At 40.7% G+C, this 23,012-nt stretch carries 20 protein-coding genes and 5 tRNA genes; 1 reads left to right on the top strand and 24 read right to left on the bottom strand.

The window, feature by feature from the left end:
* Positions 1–22: 22 nt before the first annotated feature.
* The 21 genes from rpoB to BMX56_RS06820 form a co-directional block, all read right to left on the bottom strand.
* A complete protein-coding gene (gene rpoB / locus BMX56_RS06925) occupies positions 23–3,826 on the bottom strand; it encodes a DNA-directed RNA polymerase subunit beta (protein ID WP_090642973.1) in 3,804 nt (1,267 codons plus the stop codon).
* 224 nt (positions 3,827–4,050) lie between these two features.
* On the bottom strand, positions 4,051–4,434 hold the full coding sequence (gene rplL, locus BMX56_RS06920) for a 50S ribosomal protein L7/L12 (RefSeq protein WP_073405423.1): 384 nt from the start codon (positions 4,432–4,434) through the stop codon (positions 4,051–4,053).
* A 63-nt stretch (positions 4,435–4,497) separates the two neighbouring features.
* Positions 4,498–5,016: a 50S ribosomal protein L10 gene (gene rplJ, locus BMX56_RS06915; RefSeq protein WP_090642968.1), complete on the bottom strand. Its 519-nt coding sequence runs from the start codon at positions 5,014–5,016 to the stop codon at positions 4,498–4,500.
* Between the two features lie 2 nt (positions 5,017–5,018).
* Positions 5,019–5,717 (bottom strand): 50S ribosomal protein L1, encoded by a 699-nt coding sequence (gene rplA / locus BMX56_RS06910; RefSeq protein ID WP_090642963.1) that lies wholly within the window; start codon positions 5,715–5,717, stop codon positions 5,019–5,021.
* A gap of 108 nt (positions 5,718–5,825) precedes the next feature.
* Complete coding sequence (gene rplK, locus BMX56_RS06905) at positions 5,826–6,266, bottom strand: 50S ribosomal protein L11 (RefSeq protein ID WP_090642959.1); 441 nt, start codon at positions 6,264–6,266, stop codon at positions 5,826–5,828.
* A 178-nt stretch (positions 6,267–6,444) separates the two neighbouring features.
* Complete coding sequence (nusG, locus tag BMX56_RS06900) at positions 6,445–6,987, bottom strand: transcription termination/antitermination protein NusG (protein ID WP_076374894.1); 543 nt, start codon at positions 6,985–6,987, stop codon at positions 6,445–6,447.
* Between the two features lie 16 nt (positions 6,988–7,003).
* A complete protein-coding gene (gene secE, locus BMX56_RS06895; RefSeq protein WP_090642955.1) occupies positions 7,004–7,198 on the bottom strand; it encodes a preprotein translocase subunit SecE in 195 nt (64 codons plus the stop codon).
* Between the two features lie 18 nt (positions 7,199–7,216).
* A tRNA-Trp gene (locus BMX56_RS06890) sits at positions 7,217–7,287 on the bottom strand.
* A gap of 76 nt (positions 7,288–7,363) precedes the next feature.
* Positions 7,364–8,551 carry an elongation factor Tu gene (tuf, locus tag BMX56_RS06885; RefSeq protein ID WP_090642950.1) on the bottom strand — a complete coding sequence of 396 codons (1,188 nt, stop codon included), beginning with the start codon at positions 8,549–8,551 and terminating at the stop codon, positions 7,364–7,366.
* Positions 8,552–8,618: 67 nt separating this feature from the next.
* Positions 8,619–8,690 (bottom strand) — tRNA-Thr (locus BMX56_RS06880).
* Between the two features lie 94 nt (positions 8,691–8,784).
* Positions 8,785–8,857: transfer RNA gene (locus BMX56_RS06875), tRNA-Gly, on the bottom strand.
* 91 nt (positions 8,858–8,948) lie between these two features.
* Positions 8,949–9,029 (bottom strand) — tRNA-Tyr (locus BMX56_RS06870).
* Positions 9,030–9,095: 66 nt separating this feature from the next.
* Positions 9,096–9,168 (bottom strand) — tRNA-Thr (locus BMX56_RS06865).
* Positions 9,169–9,417: 249 nt separating this feature from the next.
* Complete coding sequence (hpf, locus tag BMX56_RS06860) at positions 9,418–9,765, bottom strand: ribosome hibernation-promoting factor, HPF/YfiA family (protein WP_090642946.1); 348 nt, start codon at positions 9,763–9,765, stop codon at positions 9,418–9,420.
* A gap of 14 nt (positions 9,766–9,779) precedes the next feature.
* Positions 9,780–10,727, bottom strand: coding sequence for a tyrosine-type recombinase/integrase (locus BMX56_RS06855; protein WP_369829630.1), 948 nt, complete (start codon positions 10,725–10,727; stop codon positions 9,780–9,782).
* Between the two features lie 48 nt (positions 10,728–10,775).
* Complete coding sequence (rpsU, locus tag BMX56_RS06850) at positions 10,776–10,970, bottom strand: 30S ribosomal protein S21 (RefSeq protein WP_090642938.1); 195 nt, start codon at positions 10,968–10,970, stop codon at positions 10,776–10,778.
* 133 nt (positions 10,971–11,103) lie between these two features.
* Entirely contained in the window at positions 11,104–11,652 is a 549-nt protein-coding gene (locus tag BMX56_RS06845; protein ID WP_090642935.1) for a hypothetical protein, read from the bottom strand.
* A gap of 98 nt (positions 11,653–11,750) precedes the next feature.
* Positions 11,751–12,374: a hypothetical protein gene (locus tag BMX56_RS06840; protein WP_143065386.1), complete on the bottom strand. Its 624-nt coding sequence runs from the start codon at positions 12,372–12,374 to the stop codon at positions 11,751–11,753.
* Between the two features lie 331 nt (positions 12,375–12,705).
* Positions 12,706–13,884 carry an acyl-CoA dehydrogenase gene (locus tag BMX56_RS06830; protein WP_090642921.1) on the bottom strand — a complete coding sequence of 393 codons (1,179 nt, stop codon included), beginning with the start codon at positions 13,882–13,884 and terminating at the stop codon, positions 12,706–12,708.
* Positions 13,885–14,611: 727 nt separating this feature from the next.
* Positions 14,612–15,139, bottom strand: coding sequence for an adenine phosphoribosyltransferase (locus BMX56_RS06825; RefSeq protein WP_090642916.1), 528 nt, complete (start codon positions 15,137–15,139; stop codon positions 14,612–14,614).
* A complete protein-coding gene (locus BMX56_RS06820) occupies positions 15,136–16,002 on the bottom strand; it encodes a ComEA family DNA-binding protein (protein WP_177183737.1) in 867 nt (288 codons plus the stop codon). Before BMX56_RS06820 ends, BMX56_RS06825 begins: the two co-directional genes overlap by 4 nt.
* A gap of 74 nt (positions 16,003–16,076) precedes the next feature.
* On the opposite strand from BMX56_RS06820, the gene BMX56_RS06815 reads away from it, so the two are divergent.
* The gene (locus tag BMX56_RS06815; RefSeq protein ID WP_090642907.1) at positions 16,077–17,831 is read left to right on the top strand and encodes a lysophospholipid acyltransferase family protein; all 1,755 of its coding nucleotides are present in this window, start codon (positions 16,077–16,079) and stop codon (positions 17,829–17,831) included.
* 113 nt (positions 17,832–17,944) lie between these two features.
* Here the strand turns inward: BMX56_RS06815 and BMX56_RS06810 are convergent, their stop codons facing one another.
* The 3 genes from BMX56_RS06810 to BMX56_RS06800 all read right to left on the bottom strand — a co-directional run bounded on the left by BMX56_RS06810 (position 17,945) and on the right by BMX56_RS06800 (position 22,938).
* Positions 17,945–18,862: a hypothetical protein gene (locus BMX56_RS06810; RefSeq protein WP_143065384.1), complete on the bottom strand. Its 918-nt coding sequence runs from the start codon at positions 18,860–18,862 to the stop codon at positions 17,945–17,947.
* Positions 18,862–19,545: a hypothetical protein gene (locus tag BMX56_RS06805; protein WP_143065383.1), complete on the bottom strand. Its 684-nt coding sequence runs from the start codon at positions 19,543–19,545 to the stop codon at positions 18,862–18,864. Before BMX56_RS06805 ends, BMX56_RS06810 begins: the two co-directional genes overlap by 1 nt.
* Positions 19,546–19,686: 141 nt before the next feature.
* Entirely contained in the window at positions 19,687–22,938 is a 3,252-nt protein-coding gene (locus BMX56_RS06800) for a TonB-dependent receptor (protein ID WP_090642894.1), read from the bottom strand.
* Positions 22,939–23,012 lie beyond the last annotated feature (74 nt).

The following is a 23,012-nucleotide window of genomic DNA, read 5'->3' as shown; positions in this document are numbered from 1 at the left end:
CACTAACTCACTAAATCACTAATTATTCCAGGGTGATATCTAAACCTAAACCTCTTAATTCATGAACCAATACGTTGAATGATTCAGGAACTGATGGTGTTGGCAGGTTTTCACCTTTAACAATAGCCTCATAAGTTTTGGCACGGCCGATAACATCATCCGATTTAACGGTTAATATCTCCTGCAGGATATTGGCAGCACCAAATGCTTCCAATGCCCAAACCTCCATCTCACCAAAACGCTGACCACCAAACTGGGCTTTACCACCCAATGGTTGTTGTGTAATTAATGAGTATGGCCCGATAGAACGTGCGTGCATCTTATCATCAACCATGTGACCAAGTTTCAGCATGTATATGATACCTACTGTGGTTTGCTGGTCAAAACGGTCGCCTGTTAAGCCATTGTATAAATAGGTACGGCCAGATTCTGGTAAGTTTGCCTTTTTAACCCACTCCTCAACTTCGGTATGGCTTGCACCATCAAAAATTGGGGTAGCGAATTTAATGCCTAACTCTTTACCTGCCCAACCTAATACGGTTTCGTATATCTGCCCTAAGTTCATACGTGAAGGTACACCCAGCGGGTTCAACACAATATCAACCGGTGTTCCGTCTTCAAGGAAAGGCATATCCTCATCACGTACAATACGTGCAACAATACCTTTATTACCGTGACGACCGGCCATTTTATCACCCACTTTAAGCTTACGCTTTTTAGCAATGTAAACTTTAGCCATTTGAACTATACCCGATGGCAGCTCATCACCCACACTGATAGCGAATTTATCACGACGGTAAGCGCCCAGCTCTTCATTAACCTTGATATTGTAGTTATGAAGCAAGGTTTTTATCTGGTCGTTTTTATCATCATCAGTTGTCCATTTAGTTGGGTTAATGTTCTCGTAATTAAGCTCAACTAAAATTTTCTGGGTGAATTTTACACCTTTAGGCACATGAAGCTCTTTGTAAACGTTGTAAACACCTTGCGATGTTTTGCCGTTCACAATCTCAAATAACTTTTCAATCAAAGTGTTTTTAAGATCTTTTACTGCTTTATCATGTTTGTTATCCAGTTTCTCCAACTGTGCTTTTTCTTCGGCTTTCGAAGTTTTCTTAGCACGGCTAAACAATTTGGTATCTATAACCACACCGGCAATTGACGGTGGAGTTTTTAAAGATGCATCCTTAACATCACCCGCTTTATCACCAAAAATGGCGCGTAACAGTTTTTCTTCCGGTGATGGGTCAGATTCGCCTTTAGGGGTAATCTTACCTATCAGGATATCGCCTTCTTTAACCTCGGCACCTACACGGATAATACCGTCTTCGTCAAGGTCTTTAGTAGCTTCTTCTGATACGTTAGGGATATCTGGTGTTAATTCTTCTTCACCACGTTTGGTATCACGTACTTCCAGTTCAAACTCTTCAACGTGAAGCGAAGTGAAAATATCCTGTGATACAACGCGCTCAGAGATCACGATAGCATCCTCAAAGTTGTAACCTTGCCAAGGCATGAAAGCCACCTTTAAGTTACGGCCCAGGGCAAGCTCGCCTGCCTGTGTTGCGTAACCTTCGCAAAGCACTTCACCTTTTGATACCCGTTGCCCTTTTTTAACAATAGGCTTAAGGTTCATGGTAGTACTTTGGTTGGTTTTCTTGAACTTGGTTAAACGGTAGCTTTTTGAATCGCCATCAAATGATATCAGGCGGTCAAGCTCGTTACGGTCATATTTAATCCGGATTTCGTTAGCATCTACATACTCAACCACACCATCGCCTTCGGCATTGATTAGTGTACGTGAATCTTTTGCCACACGGCCTTCCAAACCGGTACCAACAATCGGCGCCTCAGGGCGTAACAAAGGCACAGCCTGGCGTTGCATGTTCGATCCCATCAAGGCACGGTTAGCATCATCATGTTCCAAAAACGGAATTAATGAAGCCGCGATAGACGTGATCTGGTTTGGAGCAATATCCATTAAATCCAGCCTTTCAGGCTCGATGATCGGGAAGTCACCTTCAAAACGTGCTTTTACTTTCGGTAATGCAAATACACCTTTATCATCGTAATGCGCGTTTGCCTGGCCTATAGTTTTACCATCCTCGTCCTCAGCAGATAAGTAGATAACCGGCTCATCAACCTGCACTTTACCATCAACCACACGTTTGTACGGTGTTTCGATAAAGCCTAAGTTGTTAATCTTGGCGTGTACGCAAAGCGACGAGATCAAACCAATATTTGGTCCTTCCGGAGTTTCGATAGTACATAACCTACCGTAGTGGGTGTAGTGTACGTCACGAACCTCGAAACCTGCACGCTCACGTGACAGACCACCGGGCCCAAGGGCTGACAGACGACGCTTGTGCGTAATCTCTGCCAGTGGATTGGTTTGGTCCATAAACTGTGATAACTGGTTAGTTCCGAAGAACGAGTTGATCACAGATGATAGTGTACGTGCGTTAATCAGGTCAGTAGGTGTAAATACCTCGTTGTCGCGGATGTTCATACGCTCGCGGATGGTACGGGCCATACGGGCCAAACCAACACCAAACTGGGCATATAATTGCTCGCCCACTGTACGAACACGACGGTTTGACAAGTGGTCAATATCATCCACCTCGGCTTTTGAGTTGATCAGTTTGATCAAATATTTTACGATGGCGATAATATCCTGTTTGGTTAATACCTTAGTTTCATCAGAGGTATTTAATTTCAATTTACGGTTGATGCGGTAGCGGCCCACATCGCCCAGGTCATATCTTTTATCCGAGAAGAACAAACGATCGATGATACCACGTGCAGTTTCCTCATCAGGTGGTTCGGCGTTACGTAATTGACGGTAGATATGCTCAACCGCTTCTTTCTCAGAGTTCGAAGTATCTTTTTGTAATGTATTATATATAATAGTATAATCACCGCTGGTTGAAGCATCTTCCTTGTTCAGGATGATGGTTTTAACGCCAGCATCAATGATCATATCAATATGGTCATCTTCTAATACAGTTTCACGCTCAAGGATAATTTCGTTACGGTCGATAGATACCACTTCACCGGTATCCTCATCCACAAAATCTTCTACCCATTTTTTAAGTACCCTTGCAGCAAGCTTACGGCCAATGAATTTCTTCAGGCCCGATTTGCTAACTTTTACTTCGTCGGCCAGTTCAAATAACTCTAATATATCTTTATCAGAGTCATAACCAATAGCACGAAGCAACGTGGTAACCGGGAATTTCTTTTTACGGTCAATGTAAGCATACATCACGTTGTTAACGTCTGTAGCAAACTCAATCCATGAACCCTTGAAAGGAATAACACGGGCAGAGTATAATTTTGTACCGTTGGTATGGCGGCTTTGGCCAAAGAATACACCAGGTGAACGGTGTAACTGCGATACAATTACACGCTCGGCACCGTTAATAACAAATGTACCTTTAGGTGTCATATAAGGGATAGTACCCAAATAAACATCCTGTACAATTGTTTCAAAATCTTCGTGCTCCTCATCATTACATGACAGGCGAAGCTTGGCTTTTAATGGTACGCTATAAGTTAATCCGCGCTCGATACACTCCTGTATATCATAACGTGGCGGATCAATAAAGTAATCCAGAAACTCTAAAACGAAGATGTTCCTTGAATCTGAGATAGGAAAATTTTCAGCAAACACTTTAAACAAACCTTCTTTATAGCGGTTGTCTGAGGTGGTTTCCAATTGAAAAAATTCCTGGAAAGATTGTAACTGAACATCCAGGAAATCGGGGTAATCAAGTACCTTTCTACTGGTTGCAAAGTTTACTCTTTGATTAATGTTGTTTGCCAAGGTGTTTAATTTTTAGTTTATTAATAAACTTTTGTAGATGTGAGATTTGAGATGTGAGATTTGAGACCGAATATGTTGCAGAAGGCTGGTAGTTAAAAGTTTAACCGCCAAAAATCTCATATCTTACATCTCATATCTGGCATCTAATATCCAAACCTTTATAAACAGCAATAGACCCCGACCAAAATAGGTCGGAGTCTCATGCTATATTTTATTGGGTTAACTTATTTAACCTCAACTACTGCTCCAGCTTCTTCTAATTGTTTTTTCAAAGATTCAGCTTCTTCTTTAGTTACACCGGTTTTAACTTCTTTTGGTGCACCATCAACAAGATCTTTAGCTTCTTTCAAACCTAAGCCAGTTAAGTCTTTTACTAATTTAACAACTGCTAATTTAGCGCCACCTGCTTCTTTCAGGATAACGTCAAATGCAGTTTGTACTGCTTCAGCAGCAGGAGCGTCATCGCCACCAGCCGGAGCAGCAGCAACAGCAACAGCTGCAGCAGCAGGCTCAATACCATACTCGTCTTTTAAGATCTGAGCTAATTCGTTTACTTCCTTTACTGTTAAGTTTACCAACTGTTCAGCAAACGCTTTTAAATCCGCCATTTTATTTAAATTTTACTTTTAATGCTTTTTGTTTATTGTTATCTAACTTTATTGAGGTGTTAGTTAACCTCTTTCTTGTAATGTTTTTACCAAACCTGCGATAGTATTTCCGCCTGATTGCAGTGCAGAAATAACATTCTTGGCTGGTGATTGCAATAATCCGATAACTTCGCCTATCAGCTGCTCTTTTGATTTCAACTTGATCAACGTATCGATCTGGTTGTCGCCAATAAATATTGCTGAATCAATATAAGCTGCTTTTAAAATCGGTTTGTCACTTTTTTTCCTTAATTGTTTAATCAACTTTGCCGGGGCAGTTGCTGATTTTGAAAAAAGGATTGATGATGAACCTTTTAATACATCAAATATTGGAGTGTAATCGCCACCTGCAGCTTCCATAGCTTTTTTAATCAAGCTATTTTTTGCCACTTTCATTGTGATTTCGCTTTGGAAACACTGACGACGGATATCGTTGATCTTTGCAACTGTTAAATTAGAGGTATCAGTAATATAGAAATTACCGTACTCTTTCATTTGCTCAGTAAGGGCAAGAACAAGGTCGTATTTTTCTTCTTTATTCATGATTAGATCCCCGCTACTGATTTAGTTTCAACTGTTATTCCAGGAGACATGGTTGAAGAGATGTGAATGCTCTTGAAATATGTTCCTTTTGCTGCTGATGGTTTTAATTTTGAGATAGTTTGCAATACTTCTAATGCATTCTCATAAATTTTATCTGCAGGGAATGATGCTTTTCCTATTGAGGTATGGATGATACCTGTTTTATCAACCTTGAAGTCGATTTTACCGCCTTTTACCTCAGTTACAGCTTTTCCAACTTCTGGAGTTACTGTTCCTGATTTAGGGTTTGGCATAAGGTTACGCGGGCCTAAAATTCTACCCAAACGACCTACCTTAGCCATTACACTTGGCATAGTGATGATAATATCAACGTCAGTCCATCCGCCTTCAATCTTGGCAATATATTCATCCAAACCTACGTAATCCGCACCTGCATCTTTAGCTTCTTGTTCCTTATCAGGAGTACAAAGCACCAATACACGTACAGTTTTACCGGTTCCATGAGGTAATGTTGCAATACCACGTACCATTTGATTGGCTTTACGCGGGTCAACACCTAAACGAACGTCTATATCAACTGATGAATCAAATTTAGTCAAGGTTAATTCCTTTACCAAAGCTGATGCAGCTTCTAATGAATACGATTTGTTTGCCTCAATTTTGGAGAGTGCCGCTTTTTGATTTTTTGTTAATCTAGCCACTGTCTTAAACTGATTTTGTATAAATTAATAATTTTTGATCCGAGATCTGAGATCTAAGATTTGAGATTTTAAAAATCCGAAATCGAAAATCCGAAATCCGAAACCAATTTAGTTCCAGGGAGCCGTACCTGATACGGTGATTCCCATACTACGGGCAGTACCTGCCACCATTTTCATGGCTGATTCTACAGTAAATGCATTTAAATCTACCATTTTATCTTTGGCTATAGTTTCAACCTGCTCCCAATTTACATTGGCAACTTTTTTACGGTTGGGTTCAGCCGAACCACTTTTTAAACCTGTAACTTCCAATAACTGGATTGCAACAGGAGGGGTTTTGATGATAAATTCGAAAGATTTGTCAACATAAACAGTAATCAAAACAGGCAACACCTTTCCAGCTTTATCCTGGGTACGTGCATTAAATTGCTTGCAAAACTCCATGATGTTCACACCTTTTGCACCCAATGCAGGGCCAATTGGAGGTGATGGGTTTGCGGCGCCGCCTTTAACCTGCAGCTTTACCATTGCACCGATCTCTTTTGCCATTTTAATTTACTTTAATTATAACTCAATGTTAGTAAGTGGAAGCTAAGTAACATTTAAGGACGTTTTGATTTCGGATTTGGGATTTTCCATTTCGGATTTATTCCCTTACTCTTCTATCTTATATTTTAAAATTCAAAAATTCCGAAATCGAAAATCCGACATCCGAAATTTTTGAAAACTATTCTTTCTCTACCTGCATGTAATTCAATTCAAGCGGCGTACGGCGCCCGAATATCTTTACCATAACTTTTAATTTCTTTTTTTCTTCGTTAACTTCTTCGATAACACCGCTGAAACCATTGAAAGGCCCGTCCATTACTTTTACGTTTTCGCCTATGTAGTAAGGTACGTTCATTGTTTCGCCCTGGGCACTCATTTCATCAACCTTACCTAAAATACGGTTAACTTCGGCCTGGCGCAGTGGGATAGCATTACCGGCTTTGTCGCCTAAAAATCCTATAACACTGTTTATATTTTTGATGATGTGTTCGGTTTCGCCATCTAATACAGCTTCCATCAATACATAGCCCGGAAAGTAGTTACGCTCTTTAGCAATCTTTTTTCCATCGCGCATTTGATAGTACTTTTCGGTTGGTATTAATACCTGTGGTACCAAATGGGTAATGCCCAAACGACTAATTTCGGCATCTATATATTGTTTAACCTTTTTTTCTTTACCACTTATGGCCCTAACTACATACCACTTCAATTGATCACTCATCGCTATCTCCTAAATATTATGTAAGTGAACTATAAAATGCTTTAAGCAAATAAGCTATGATCTGGTCCATACCTAAGATAACCAAGGCAATGATAATTGCAGCAACCAATACCAATATGGCACTGCTTTGCAACTCACGCCAGGTTGGCCAGGTTACCTTCTCAGTTAACTCGATGTATGATTCTTTAATATATTCAGTTACGTTAGCCATTTTTAAACTTTGCTTATGCACGGGAACAAGGATTCGAACCCTGATCAAAGGTTTTGGAGACCTCTATTCTACCGTTGAACTATTCCCGTGTATATTTTATAATAAGAAAACATAAGTTTACTTTTTACAGTAAACTTATGTTTCCAATTAACCTTTTTGAAATTCTTATTTCAAAATTTCAGTTACCTGGCCAGCACCTACTGTTCTGCCACCTTCACGGATAGCGAAACGTAAGCCTTTTTCCATAGCGATAGCGTTGATCAATTTTACAGTGATGGTAACGTTATCACCTGGCATAACCATTTCTACACCTTCGGCCAATGAAATTTCACCGGTTACGTCAGTTGTACGGAAATAGAATTGCGGGCGGTATTTGTTGAAGAATGGAGTGTGACGGCCACCTTCTGCTTTTGATAATACGTATACTTCTGCTTTAAAGTCGGTGTGTGGAGTCACTGAACCTGGTTTGCAAATAACCATACCACGACGGATATCAGTTTTTTCAATACCACGTAACAATAAACCTACGTTGTCACCAGCTTCGCCGCGATCAAGGATCTTACGGAACATCTCAACACCAGTTACAGTTGATTTCAAGTTCTCGGCACCCATACCAAGGATGTCAACTTGCTCACCTGAGTTGATTACACCACGCTCAATACGACCGGTAGCAACAGTACCACGACCAGTGATTGAGAATACGTCTTCAACAGGCATTAAGAAAGGAAGATCTGTCAAACGTGGAGGGATAGGGATAAAGTTATCAACAGCATCCATCAACTCCATGATTTTACCAACCCAGGTAGGATCGCCGTTAAGACCACCTAATGCAGAACCCTGGATTACTGGGATATCATCACCTGGATATTCGTAGAATGATAATAATTCACGAATTTCCATTTCTACTAATTCTAATAATTCCGGATCATCAACCATGTCAACCTTGTTCATGAAAACAACAAGTGCAGGTACACCTACCTGACGTGCCAACAGGATGTGTTCGCGGGTTTGTGGCATCGGACCATCAGTTGCAGCAACTACAATGATTGCACCGTCCATCTGAGCAGCACCTGTAACCATGTTTTTCACGTAATCCGCGTGACCTGGACAGTCAACGTGAGCGTAGTGACGGTTAGCAGTTGAGTACTCAACGTGCGCGGTGTTAATTGTAATACCACGTTCTTTTTCTTCAGGAGCTGAGTCAATTGAATCAAATGAACGAGCTTCTGATAAACCTGCATCAGCTAAAACTTTAGTGATAGCTGCAGTAAGGGTTGTTTTGCCGTGGTCAACGTGACCGATTGTACCGATGTTTAAATGCGGTTTACTGCGGTCAAACTTTTCTTTTGCCATGATTTATAATTATTTGTAGGTTAATTTATACTTAAAAATGTATTCTTTATTATGTTTTATTCTGTTGAGCCAACAATGGGATTTGAACCCATGACCTCTTCCTTACCAAGGAAGTGCTCTACCCCTGAGCTACGTCGGCTTATTTTTTTAGTTTGCAGTTATCAGTTGTTAGTTTGCAGTTGCTAGTTAATAATAACTGTAAACTGCCCACGGCCAACTGCCTACTGTAACCGAGCGGAAGACGAGGTTCGAACTCGCGACCTATAGCTTGGAAGGCTATCGCTCTACCAACTGAGCTACTTCCGCTTGTTTTTAATTAGTGAATGAGCGATTTAGTGAATTGGTGATTTTAGCATTCACTAAATCACTAACTCAATAAATCACTCATTAAAAAAAGTGGGGAGAGAAGGATTCGAACCTTCGTAGCCGAAGCAGCGGATTTACAGTCCGCCCCATTTGACCGCTCTGGTATCTCCCCAGTTGTTGTTTTCGGATTTGTGCTGTCCAAGATTGAAGCTAAACATCACACCTCCGAAAAAAACAGAGCCTCCTATCGGGATCGAACCAATGACCTACTGATTACAAGTCAGTCGCTCTACCAGCTGAGCTAAGGAGGCTTATCTTTTATTTTACTCTTTCAATTACCGTAACCCTGGGGTTCCGTTTATCGAGCGGCAAAACTAATAAGTTTTTTATATTTTAAAGAACATTCTTTACAAAAATTTACAAGGTATTTTACTACGCTGGCACCTCTCTGAAAGGGATTGCAAATCTACAAAAAAATACCCCGCTGCAAAATTTTTTATCAAAAAAAATCGACGGGCTGTAAACCCGTCGATTTTAACCATAAAATGGCCTTTTTTATATTAAAATCCTTCTTCTACCTCGGTTAGTATTACCTTTTTGGCAGCAGCATCGGCTATTGCTTTCTTCTGTTTATGCTTCTCAATCTGCTTGCGCAGGCTCTCAACCGCCAAATCTGTTGCTTCTTCAAAACTTTTGCACTTCTCTTTGGCAAAAATCTGGTTACCCGGCAATAATAATTTAATCTCGGCAATTTTATTTGCCTCATCTTCCACATTCTCAAGCTTTAAGTAAACCTCGCCACTTATAATATGGTCATAAAACGTATCCAGCTTATCAGCTTTCTTCTGAATAAAATCTAATAATTTCCTGTCTGCGGTAAAATGAATTGATTGCACTGTAATTTTCATGTTTCCTCCTTTAATTACGCCTTTGGATGGGCTTGTTTGTAAATAGACTTTAATCGTTCAACTGAATTGTGTGTATAAATTTGGGTCGCGCTTAGGTTAACGTGCCCCAAAAGTTCTTTAATGGAGTTCAGGTCGGCCCCATTGTTGAGTAAGCTTGTAGCAAATGTGTGCCGCAGCACGTGCGGGCTTCTTTTTGTTTGGGTTGATATGTTAGAGAGGTATTTTTGCACTATCAAATAAATTAGTTGCCGATAAGCATCGGTACCTTTACTTGTAACGATTAACATTACCGAAATGTTATGAAAATTTTGATTTTTCTTTAACTCCAGGTACCGCCCAAGTAATATCCGCAATTCGGTATTGATAGGTATAATGCGTTCTTTATTGCGTTTGCCCAATACTTTTAAAGTGCCTTCATAATCGTTAATGTCGCTATCTTTCAGGCCCAACAGCTCGGCAAGGCGTATGCCGGTGCCAAACAATAACTCAACCACCAGCTTGTTGCGCATGCCTTCAAAGTCATCATCGGTAACAATATCGTTATCCAGCATTTGGGTAAGGCTTGTGCCCTCAACTACTACCGGCAGGTGCTTTGGTATTTTTTGTGAACGGATTTTTGATGCCGGGTTTTGCGTAATAACACCCTCCTGCAATAAAAATTTAAAATACTTGCGCAGGGTTGCCATCTTGCGGTTAACCGACCGGCCGGTTAATTTATGGTCAATCATGCTCACCATCCAGTTGCGGATGTCATGATACGTAATTTGGTTGGGATGGGTAATTATGGGTTCGGGAACAACGATGGCATCACCAGGGTTGTTGAGGAAGAGCATAAACTGATCCAGGTCTGATTGATAGGCCGATACGGTATGTGGAGAGTACCGTTTTTCGAACTTAATATATTGGATAAAACGCTCTAAAAACATAAAAACTATTTGAACATCCAGAGATTGAATGTACAAATAGTTTTAATATAGTGTTAAGAAAACTGAAAAATTCTTTTGACAGAATTAAACAGTGGTTTCTAAGTTCATATTTTGCTTGTAGATGGCATGTTTAACAACATGACGACGGGTTACAGATTTTTTTTCAAAAGCCTGACGACTGCGAAGTTCTCTTAAAACACCTGTTTTTTCAAATTTCTTTTTGAAGCGTTTCAATGCTTTGTCTAATGATTCGCCGTCTTTTACGTTAATAATGATCATAATTTCCTAAATACCTCCTTTCAAGGGAGGGCAAAGTTAACTATTTGGTTTTGAATATCAAATAGCGAAGTTGAAATAGTTGATTGGGGTAATGCCTTTATCTACAATATGGTTAATTGTAAGTTACCAACGGTTAAAATTTTTTCTTGCCGTTAAAAAGGTTATCCGGTCTGCGTGCTTTAATCAAAATGCCAATAAGTTTATCATTAATACCGTAACCTCGTTTTAATTCTTCTGCGGTAAGTAGTGTTAAAGCCAAAAAATTATCGTTGTCGATCAAAGCAAGATTACCTGCAAAGTCGCCCTTCTGTATTTTATCATTTACTACATATTGAAAGGTAGTATCGGTATTAGTTGCTTTATAAACACTATCATATTGGGCAGATACCTTTCTTAAAAATCGTATGTACCGTTTTGTTGCGAATTGTTTTGATTCTATCAGAACAACACCATCGATAGCTTCTTGTCCATATCCATTTATTGCATCGGAATCGGTGAGTACATGGACTAAGGTAACCTGCTTAGCATCATAGTCCATCATTTCCTGCTTAGATACGCGTACGCTATCTATTATATAGATAGGATTTGCTCCTAATTTCTTAATTGCTTTTTTGGGTCCAGCCTGAGCAAAAAGGATAAACGGGCTTATACAAAATACAAGTGTCAGTAAACGAAATGACATATAAATTAATAAGTTAACAGGCACTAATATACATTATATGTTTTAATCTAATGCCTTTGGCAAACAGCCTGTTCAACTTTAATTAAAGCATTAACGAACTACCTGCTTTTTTTAGCCTTCCACTGCGAAACCATTACATAATTAGACCATATTACATGCTGGTTTGTCGGTGCAATTGAACTTAGCAACACCTCATCCTTAAGCAAACTGTTAACGAACTTCCTCTGCACCGCCATTCCTATTTTAAAAATTACAGATGCCATTTCTTTAGGAACCAAAACAATAATGTTCCTTATTACAAACTGATGAGGCGGTACTATACAAGTTATCGACGAATTTTTATAACAGATATTCGGCGAAAAAACTTTTATCTTTTGATTATCTGCTCTGTAAATATCCCACCAGGAACATGACATACTTAGATATCGTAAAGTATCGGCAGATGTATTAGTTAATTTCACCGGCAGTTGCACGTAATATTCTCTTGCTCCATCATAAAGAGGTCCGTGGAGTATTTCTACCTTGGTTTGATCTACAGATAATACAAAACTTTCAATGACAGGACGAGAAGCTGTAAAATAGGTGACACTACTATTTTTACGCAGTGAATCTGCGGCAGTTAACTTTGTTAGAATACGCCGCGGCTTAAAAGTTAAATCCTGGGCATATCCACAATTAACGGCCATCGATAAGATAAAGGTTATGACAAAATGCTTTTTCAATCTTTAAATATAAAGTTTTGAAAAAGCATTTTTTATTTACGAATGTTATTTATTGTTAAATACAAACTTGTCTGAATCAGAATTTTCAGAATTGCCTACCTTGTCCGCCAATTTCTCACAACTCACAACTCACAACTCACAACTCACAACTCACAACTCACAACTCACAACTCACAACTCACAACTCACAACTCACAACTCACTACTCACTACTCACAACTCACTACTCACTACTCACAACTCACAACTCACTACTCACTACTCACAACTCACTACTCACAACTCACTACTCACTACTCACAACTCACTACTCACAACTCACTACTCACTACTACCTCAACACTTCCCTGCTTATCACAATCTTCTGTATCTCGCTCGTCCCCTCGCCTATGGTGCATAGTTTTGCATCACGGTAATATTTTTCAACCGGGAAATCTTTGGTATAGCCGTAGCCGCCAAATATCTGTACCGCCTCGGTGGCTGCGCGTACGGCTGTTTCTGATGCAAAGTATTTGGCCATGGCCGATTGTTTGGTAACCGGCTGGTGGCGGTTTTTCAGGTCGGCGGCTTGCATAATCAATAATTCAGACGCTTCAATTTCGGTAGCCATATCGGCCAGTTTAAAGGCAATTCCCTGGAAATTGCTTATCGGCTGCCCAAACTGCCTGCGTTCTTTAGAGTAAGCTACGGCTGCCTCGAAGGCGCCTTTAGCTATGCCTAATGATAAAGCGGCTATAGAAATTCGGCCACCATCCAAAACCTTCATGGCTTGTTTAAAGCCTTCGCCTTCGGCGCCCAGCAGGTTTTCTTTGGGTACGCGGCAATTGTCAAATATCAGTTCGGTAGTTTCAGACGCGCGCATGCCCAGCTTGTTTTCCTTTTTGCCGTGGGTAAAACCGGGCGTACCTTTTTCAATAACCAGCGCCGAAATACCATGCGAATCGCTTTTTGCCCCGGTGCGCACCATTACCACGGCCACATTGCTGCTTTTGCCATGGGTAATCCAGTTTTTTGATCCGTTTACTATGTAGTGGTCGCCATCTAAAACGGCGGTGGTATTCATTCCCAAGGCATCGCTGCCGGTGTTGGCTTCTGTTAGTCCCCAGGCTCCTAACCACTCGCAGATGGCCAGTTTGGGCAGCCATTTCATTTTTTGCTCTTCGCTACCAAAGGCCAGGATATGACCGGTGCAAAGCGAATTGTGCGCGGCCACTGATAACCCGATAGAACCGCAAACTTTGGCAATCTCAGCAATAACGGTTACATATTCAAAATAGCCAAAGCCAGAACCGCCGTATTGTTCAGGAACCAACACACCCATCATGCCCAATTCGCCTAATTGCTTAAACAATTCAATGGGGAAATGTTGCGCTTCGTCCCATTCCATTACGTGGGGTTTAATGTGGCGCTCAGCAAAATCTTTGGCCATCTGGCCCACCATACGTTGATTTTCACTGGTAGAGAAGTCGAATCCATGCATTGCCGGGTCGTCTGTAAATAAGGTTTCCATACTAATTTATATAACTGGTTATACAAATAAACGATTAAAGTATGGGTAAAGTTTCATCCAAAACACCGGGTAATCATAGTACAAAATGGTATACGGTATGAATAATAGGTTTAGTTTGAATAGGATAGTTTTTAGGTAAGAAAAGGGGGCGAAAATATTTTTAAGAAAAATTCAATTCCGTCCTTGCGGGGGTTCCTATACTATTAAATTAAGAGAAGCAGAAGTGTAAAATAAATACGAACACTGAATTTCGAATATCCAACACTGAAGTTTTTCCTTCATTATCCGAAATTGGATATTCGGTGTTCGATATTAAATCGGCCTTAATTTAATAGCATTAGAGAGACCCTCAGTGGGGACAGCAACCACAAGTCAACCGGGATTGTTATTTTTTATTACTTTTTTACAATTATTTGTAGCTTTCTTTAGGTAAAAAAGTCTTGATACTCGATACTAACTACCTGATACTTAATAAGGGCGTTGCCTGCGGCCGGGCTCTTTGCTCATACTGCACAGGCCTTAATCACGCTGGCCGGTATCCGCGCCGATCCCTAACGCAAGAATTTGTCTGAGCCAAAATTCACCGAATTAAAGAATTTTCAGAATTTTAAAATTCGGCTAATTCAATTAATTCTAAAAATTCAGTTCAGGCAAAATCATCTGCACATCTGGAATCTGCACATCAAAAAATCTTGATGCTTGATACTAACTACCTGATACTTTAAAGTTAATACTCCGCCAATACCACCAACGTCTCGCTTATCGGCGCTATCCGCTCGCGGCCTTTCAGGAAGCCCAGCTCTACTACAAACGAAAAACCGGCTACTATGCCGCCCATCTCTTCAATAAGCTCGCTGGCTGCAGTTACTGTACCGCCGGTAGCCAGCAGGTCGTCATGAATCAGGATATGCTGGCCGGGTTCAAAAGCATCGGTATGGCACTCAATTACCGCTTCGCCATACTCCAGTTTATAGGCCTTGCGCTTTATGGTATATGGCAGCTTGCCTGCCTTACGTATTGGCACAAACGGAACGCCCAATTTAGAAGCCAGCGTAAGCCCGAATAAAAACCCGCGACTTTCTATCCCCGCAATCACATCTATTTTGGTACCCTTCAATTGCTCCACAAAAGCATTAATAATACTATCGCACAGGGCCGGGTCTTTTAAGATGGGGGTTATGTCTTTAAATATTATTCCCGGCTTCGGGAAATCGGGAATATCGCGGATGGCTTTCTTTATTTGCTCGGTAATCATTTAAAAACTAAATAAGGCCCAATTTTACGCAAAATTCCGTCATCAAGTATGGCAATATTTTTCATATCAGCTATCGATTCATAATCGCCGTGCTGGTTGTGGTACTCTACTATCGCATTTATCTGCTTAAAGCTCAAGTATGGGAAGCGCCGCAACTGGTCGAAGGTGGCTTTATTGATATCAAGCCTGGTAATATGGCTGCCGTTTACAGCAATGCCGTTTTTAATTTCGGCATACTTGCTATCATCTATACCAAATACCTCTTTCAGCTGTTCTTTTCTGTAAAAACCGCCGAGCCTGTCCCGGTACCTTATAATACGCCTGGCGAATGAAGGCCCAACGCCCCTGATCATCGTCAGCTTAGCCGAGTCGGCGCCGTTTATTTCTATAATTTCACCGGGCGCTGCTTTCTTAGTGTAATTACCGGTGGCAGGCAGGTTAATGTAGGGTTCCAGCCGTTTGTAGTCAGCATCGGTTATAGCGTATATCTTTTTAACATCGGTTTTGGCATAAAACCGGCCGCCTTTGGCCTCATAGTTTTTTATTACTTTAACCTGATCTGCGCTCAGCCCCAGTTTCTCCCATTCTGCCTCGGGTAAATTGTTGGGATTAAATGCAAATAGCGCAGCTTTCAGGGAGCTCCTGCTGCTTTCCGGGCCGTTTGCTGCTGTGCTGGTGCTATCTGCTTTGCTTAGCATTGCAGCGGCTTTATCAAACTCTTTAAAATTTATTGTATTATCTTTGCGGATGGTTTGATACGCGTATGGCGCCGCTAAAATCAATGCTATTAAAATAATCAATACTACCATTCCGTTCCATTCTTTTTTGGTTACCGAAAGATAGTTTTTTACAGGTGTTTTCATTTGCAGCATTATCAACCGTAAATTAATAAAAATTTCAGGATACCTATTTGACAATTAATTCATCTATCTAAAAAATGAAAGTAATAACCACCGAAGAGTTTGCCAAAGCCACTAAACTGGATAAGCTGAAAATGCCTGGCCTGGCCGCTTTATTGATGGAAATAATGAAAATTAACCAGGTTAATGAACTGTTTGCCCAGGCACAGCCCAAACAAGGCATCGAGTTTATTGACGCTATATTAGCAGGATGCGGCATCGATATTGAATTTGACGAGCGCGACCTGAGGCACATTCCCAAAACCGGCAGCTTTATTGCCATAGCCAATCACCCATATGGTGGCATTGAGGGCCTGGTGTTGTTAAAAATGTTATTAACGGTAAGGCCGGATGCTAAACTGATGGCCAACTTCCTGCTTAAAAAAATCCCCAACCTGAGCGATTTTTTTATTGCTGTAAACCCGTTTGAAAATGTTGAGCACTCCTCAAGCATCAGCGGCCTGAAAAACACGCTCGAGCTGTTAAACAATGGTACGCCGATAGGCATATTCCCGGCCGGCGAGGTATCTACCTTTAAAGTAGAGCAACAACAGGTAACCGACCGTTTATGGCACCCCGTAGTAGGTAAAATTATCGCGAAGGCAAAAGTGCCGGTAATACCTATATACTTCCATGGCAACAACGGCTTATTGTTTAACCTGCTCAGTTTAATACACCCTGCATTACGTACAGCCAAGCTACCGTCTGAATTATTTAACAAGCACGGCCATACCATTAAACTACGCATAGGCAAACCCATTAATGTTTTGGATGTGCCCGATTATAACAACAGCGCCAAACTGCTGAATTTTTTACGCGCCCGTACCTACGCTTTAGGCACCGGATTGGAGGAAGAAAAGAAGATTTTTAGCCCGCGTAACCTTTTCAAAATAAAACGGCAGCCAAAGGATATTGTGCCCGAAATAAGCGTGGATATACTTGAAAAAGAGGTTGCCCCGCTGCGCGATAACTATAGAATATGGATAGAAAAGAACTATGAAGTATTTATAGTACCAACCTCGGTGATCCCGAATGTCATCCGGGAGATTGGCCGCCTGCGTGAAATAACCTTCCGCGATATTGGCGAAGGCAGCAACAAAGCTATTGACCTTGACGAATACGACATTTATTACAACCACCTGTTTATATGGGATTTTGAGGCCAAACTTATAGTTGGCGCTTACCGTATTGGTTTAGGCGATGAGATATTTTATAGCGTAGGCAAAACAGGCTTTTACCTTAACGAATTGTTTAAGTTAAAAGCCCAGTTTACCCCGGTGCTGCGTAAAAGTTTGGAGCTTGGGCGTTCATGGATCCGCAAGGAATACCAAACTAAACCACTGCCCTTGTTTTTACTTTGGAAAGGCATCCTCAAATTCCTGATTGATAACCCCAGGTACCGCTATTTGATAGGGCCGGTAAGCATCAGTAACTCTTTTTCTAAATTCTCCAAATCGCTCATCGTAGATTATATCAACCGCAACCATTTTGATCATGAGCTGGCGCAATATGTAAAACCGCGCAAAAAATTTAAAGTTGATTTTTCGAGCATCGATACCGACTTACTGATGGCCGGCGAAGATAGTTTTAAGGGGCTTGATAACCTGATATCGGAAGTGGAAACGCGCAATATGAAAGTGCCGGTATTGCTACGCCAGTACATCGCGCTTAATGCCAAGATCATCAGCTTTAATATCGACCCTAAATTTGCAGATTGCCTTGATGGCTTCCTGGTGCTCGACCTGGAACAGGTACCACAGGATATATTGGAAAAACTGGGTAAAAATTTATAATGTTAAGTCAGCAGTACTAAGTCTTAAGTTCTAAGTCGGAAGTTCTAAGTCAAAAAAATCAACTTAAGACTTAGAACTTAAGACTTAACAACACTACAAGCATTTTCATATTGTTATTTCCAATCCAGGTATTTTACACCTGCATATCCGGCAAAGGTTTTGTTATTATCCTTAATATCGGTATCCAAATAAACTGCGCCTATTAAATGACTTCCCGAATCATCATCAAACGCTCCAAGCATATATTTAATATTGCTTTGGTAAGCAGGTGTACTTATGGAATTAAAACCTAATTTATAAGTTGGGTACTGGGCCATATTATCAAACAGGTAAACGTTTGATACATCATCACCAGGCCCCTCGAAACCGAGTACCATATCCAGGCCGTTAGCAGCAAAATTAATGGTAGCCATAGGCGGCAAACCCGACTCCTCGGCCCTGTAAAAAACAGGATCGCCGCCGCTTGCCTTTCTTATTACCATTTCGTACTGATCCAATGCATCAAAGTTATATTTGCGCAGCAGGTACACGAGATCGCCGTTTTTTGATACAGCGGCTGATATGAAATTGTAATAGCCGGTAAAATAAATTACACCGGGCACTTTCATGGCCGGCCCGTAAAATGCTACATTATCGCTATTGATGATGTACAGTGTTTTATCATCGGCGCTCCAGTCAAAATTGCGAATATCATTATATTGCGTTAATGATGCCAGCAGTTTACCCGTTTTATCAACTATATCAATAGATCCCGCTAAGTTTTTGTAAGCAAATTTCGTATGATCATGCGACATCCTGATAAACTTCTTAGTCGATCCGTTGTTCGTGATTTTCTGTGGTTTGCTTGTAAAATCAGCTAAAAAGTAAACTTCATTATTGTAAATAAAAGCAACATTTTTTATAGCCGGGTGCCGTATACTATCAATTTTATCAACCTGCGCTTTGGTAATATATGGGTTAACATCTTTTTGGCAGGAGGTAACGGCTGTAATCAACAACGCAATAAAAACCAGGTAAATATTTTTCATCATTAAAATTTATAAATTAAGCCAGCGCCGGTTGATATTGATTTATATAAAGTGCCGGTACGTGAGTTATAGTATGTTTGCCCGGTAGTAGCAAAAAAATTATACGAACCCTGGATATTAAGCTGCAGGTTTTCGCCAAAACTAAGGTTTATACCGGCCTTGGGGGCTCCGTAGAGTTCCTGTTCGTTAATATCCTCGGTCTTATCAAAAGCAGCATCAACCGAATGGGAGAAAAACTTAGTTGCATAAGCCCCTAAATTTACGCCGGCAAAAACCCGGAAGCCATCACTGATTTCAAAATTGTAGGCACCACCCAAATAAAGCATATAGCTCCTGAAGTTGCCATAAGTAGCGGTTCCATAATCGTTGTCGCCCACGGCATAATAAAAAACATCCTGTTTAGGCTTATAAACACGATAGCCGGCGCTTACGTTGGCAGTCCAGTTTTCATTAAAAATATAAAAGCTTGCGCCGTAAGCAGGAGCGGCTTTATAAGTGTACTTGAGGCTGCCCGCGGGCATATCATAGTCGGCATTAATGCCTACGCCAAATTTTTGAGAGCTTTCGCCGTATGAAAACTGGGCCTTTGCGGCAAATGAATTAAGGATAAAAAATAAAAACAGGAGTTTTGGAAAGCGGGGAATAATTTTGGAGTACCGGCGATAACGGCAATAGTTTAAATACATATGTTGTAATAAGGTTTCGGGCCGAAAATATAAATAATTTTCGGTGTTTAAAAAGTATGCCCGCAATTTTAACAAAATGAAAAACGTCCCTGCCGGGTAAACCGGCAGGGACGTTTTAATATTAACTATGTTGTTTGGTTATTAAAATCCGTAACGGATACCAAACTGCATTTGCCAGCGTGAAGCAAACAAATCAACCGAGTAAGGCAATCCAGGATCCTGGAAAGTATATTTAGGATAAGTTGTTGCCGCATTAGCAAACGATGGTGTAGTTTTTGGCGCTAAACCAATGCTTGAAGTTGAGTTAAATGTATTGGCCGAGAAGTAGTACTGACCCCATTTTTTGTTCAGCAAGTTGGTAAGGTTAACAATATCGTAGGTAAAAGTAATAACCTGTTTGTGCTTGCCACCAAATTTAAAGTCTTGCGAAAAACGGAAATCTAACTGATTATTCCATGGAGTAAAGGCTGCATTACGTTGTGTAAAGTTACCACGACGTGACGACAGGTAGCTGTTTTTATCAATGAAAGCATCAAAAGCAGCTGCTTGCTGAGCGGCAGTTTGTCCGCCAACAATATCGCTAAAGAAATTAACAGTTTCGCCTTGTTTAGGGATGTAAGCTAAGCTAACTTGTTGTCCTGTACCGTCAATAGCGCTTGGGTAAAAACCGTAAGTGTAAGGGTTACCAGATTGTGCACTAAAGAAGAAGGTAAAGTTTGCAGTATAGTTTTTAGCAGCATCCCAATCGTGCCTTAAATTAAGGTTTGATACGATACGGTGACGGATATCAAAGTTTGAATTGGCTAAACCCGGATTGTTAGGGTTTAAAGCCTGGTTTAACTGCCAGTTTGACTCCATTGAGTTACGGATACCATTGGTAACATCTTTTGAATGACCGTAAGTATAGGCAACATTACCGCTTAAGCCAAACGGAAAGGTTTTACCTACCTGTGCTGTAATGCTGTAACGGTAGCCAAGGCTTGTGTTTGATAACTCATAAGCATTGGTGTATGATGAGTTAACTTTTTGATTAACAAATATCGGTTGTTGTTTTTGAGTATCGTAAGTATAATAAGTTACGCTATCCTTGGTATTTACCTGTTGGAATTTCAGGTCGTGAATGGTTTTGGTATAAATACCTTCCAGAGTAAATTTCCACTGATCGTCGGTTGTATAATCAAAAGCCAAACTGCTTCTCCATACTTGTGGCATTTTAAATTTGTTATCAATTAAGTCAACCTGGGTTGGGCCTGTAGCAGCTGTGTTAAAACCTTGAGCATTAACATAATCTAAACGGCCATTGGACGATGTAGAAACTGGGTTTGTACCTGGCTTTTGAGCTGATTTATTGTCATAAGCACCATAAGTAGCACCGTTGTTGTAAAATGCATAACCAAACCAGGCAAAAGGAACACGACCTGTAAAGAAGCCGCTACCACCGCGTATTATTAGGCTTTGATCGCCATTTACATCATAATTGAATGATACACGAGGGTTGATCTCTATATTGTTCAAATAGTTTTGTTTGATGTCACGGGGTTTAGTGTAGGTAAACGTATTACCATAATTTAAATCAACCGGAGCATTTGTTGTTTTATCGCTTAATGGCTGTTTGTTAGGCACACCGGCATAATCAAGACGTAAAGCTGCTGTCAATTTAAAATTGTCGGTAATCTGTATTTCATCCTGGCCGTATAAACTCATCAGGTTAACATTAAATTTAGCTGATGGATTATCTAAAATATAATCGCGGTTGTTGTTGGTGTAATTAAAATTTGTACGTACACGCGAAGGATTATTAGCAATGAAATTTTCTATGCTGCTATAAGCAACACGACCATTCCATGAGTTAACAAAGTTATAAGTAATGTTATAAAACTCGTTGTGTGTACCAAATGTAAATGTGTGTCTGCCTTTTGTTAAGGTAAAGTTGTCGGTAAACTCAGCAGTTTTTTGGTGCATATCAAATATAGCAGCTTCGCGGTCGGTGCCCATAAAAATGGTAGTACCTGGGGTGCGGCCGGTAATTTCTATTTGTGGCAACGATGGATCTGAAGTAGGATCGCGGTAGTCATGTACGTTTGAGTAACCAACAACCAAGCTGTTGCTTGCACTGTTTGAAAACCTTGATTTTAACTCGGCAACGGTTGAAGTTGAGTTGTTATGAGATACATAATCAATACCGCCAAAACGGAAGTTTTGCTGATCGCGCTCCAGGTTGGTAGCGGTAGATGAAATGGTATTGTTACGGATAGTTAACTGGTTGTTATCATTGATATTCCAATCCAAACGGTTAAAAAACTTGTTTGATTTTGAATAAATGGAAGAATTTTGATAAGTACCAGGGCTTAAGCCTCCTGTAAAGCTTTTGAAAGCAGCAGTAAGGTTCTGGGCATCTTGCAAGCTCAGGATCTGGCTTGAACCGCTTGCATCGGCACCGCGGATAACCGGGTCCTGGCGGCGGGCAATTTCCTCGTTGGTAAAGAAGAATAATTTATTTTTGATGATAGGGAAGCCTAAACGGATACCTGTTTGGTAATCATGGAAGCTTGTTGGCAGTTTTGAACCATCGCCACCGGCAGCGGCTGAGGCATTGTTGGGGCCTACTAAAAAGGAACCGCGGCCGTAACCATAAATTGCACCGGTAAAATCGTTTGTACCGCTACGGGTTACGGCATTTATACTACCACCCAATACGTTACCAATTTTAATGTCATAAGGTGCAACCAATACCTGGATGTCCTGGATAGCATCTAACGATACCGGGCTTGTACGGGTACTGCTACCAACCTGGCCCGAAGCATTGCTTTGGCCACCTAATGAAGGGCTAAAACCAATTGCGTCGTTATTGATGGCACCGTCAAGCGTTACGTTGTTGTAACGATAGTTGGTTCCCTGGAATGAGTTGTTGTTGCTTTGTGGCGTTAACCTGGTTAAATCCTGCAGGCTACGGTTAATGGTAGGCAGGTTTTTAATCTGGTTTTGGTTAATGCGGGTGCTTGCACCTGTTTTGGTGCCGCCTGCAGTACCTTTAATTTTTACTTCCGATAAAGTTGTTGTTTCATCGGCAAGGGCAAAGTTTAAGGTTGTTGTACCTAAACTTAAAGTAATATCTGTTCTTTCATCTTTTTTAAACCCGATAAAAGAAGCAGTGATGGTGTAGGGGCCACCCGGGTTAACGTTGGCAATTGTATAACGGCCATCGCCGTTGGTTTGTGAGCCGTAACGTGTACCGGTACTTGTGTTAAGCACGGTAATGGTTACACCAGGCAAGGTAACGCCTTTTTGGTCGGTAACTTTTCCGCTTACTAACGAGGTGGTAATTTGCGCATTGGCAACATTAGCAACTCCAATAATGAGCAGTGATAAAAGGATAAAGTATAACTTTTTCATTTGTGTTTATTTTGAACACAAAGGTTGCGCTACAATATTACCCCAATGTTAACACAAGATTATATTTATACCCA

The sequence above is a fragment of the Mucilaginibacter sp. OK283 genome (assembly GCF_900110415.1).
Lineage (GTDB): Bacteria > Bacteroidota > Bacteroidia > Sphingobacteriales > Sphingobacteriaceae > Mucilaginibacter.
This window is presented reverse-complemented; position numbering and strand designations above follow the sequence as displayed.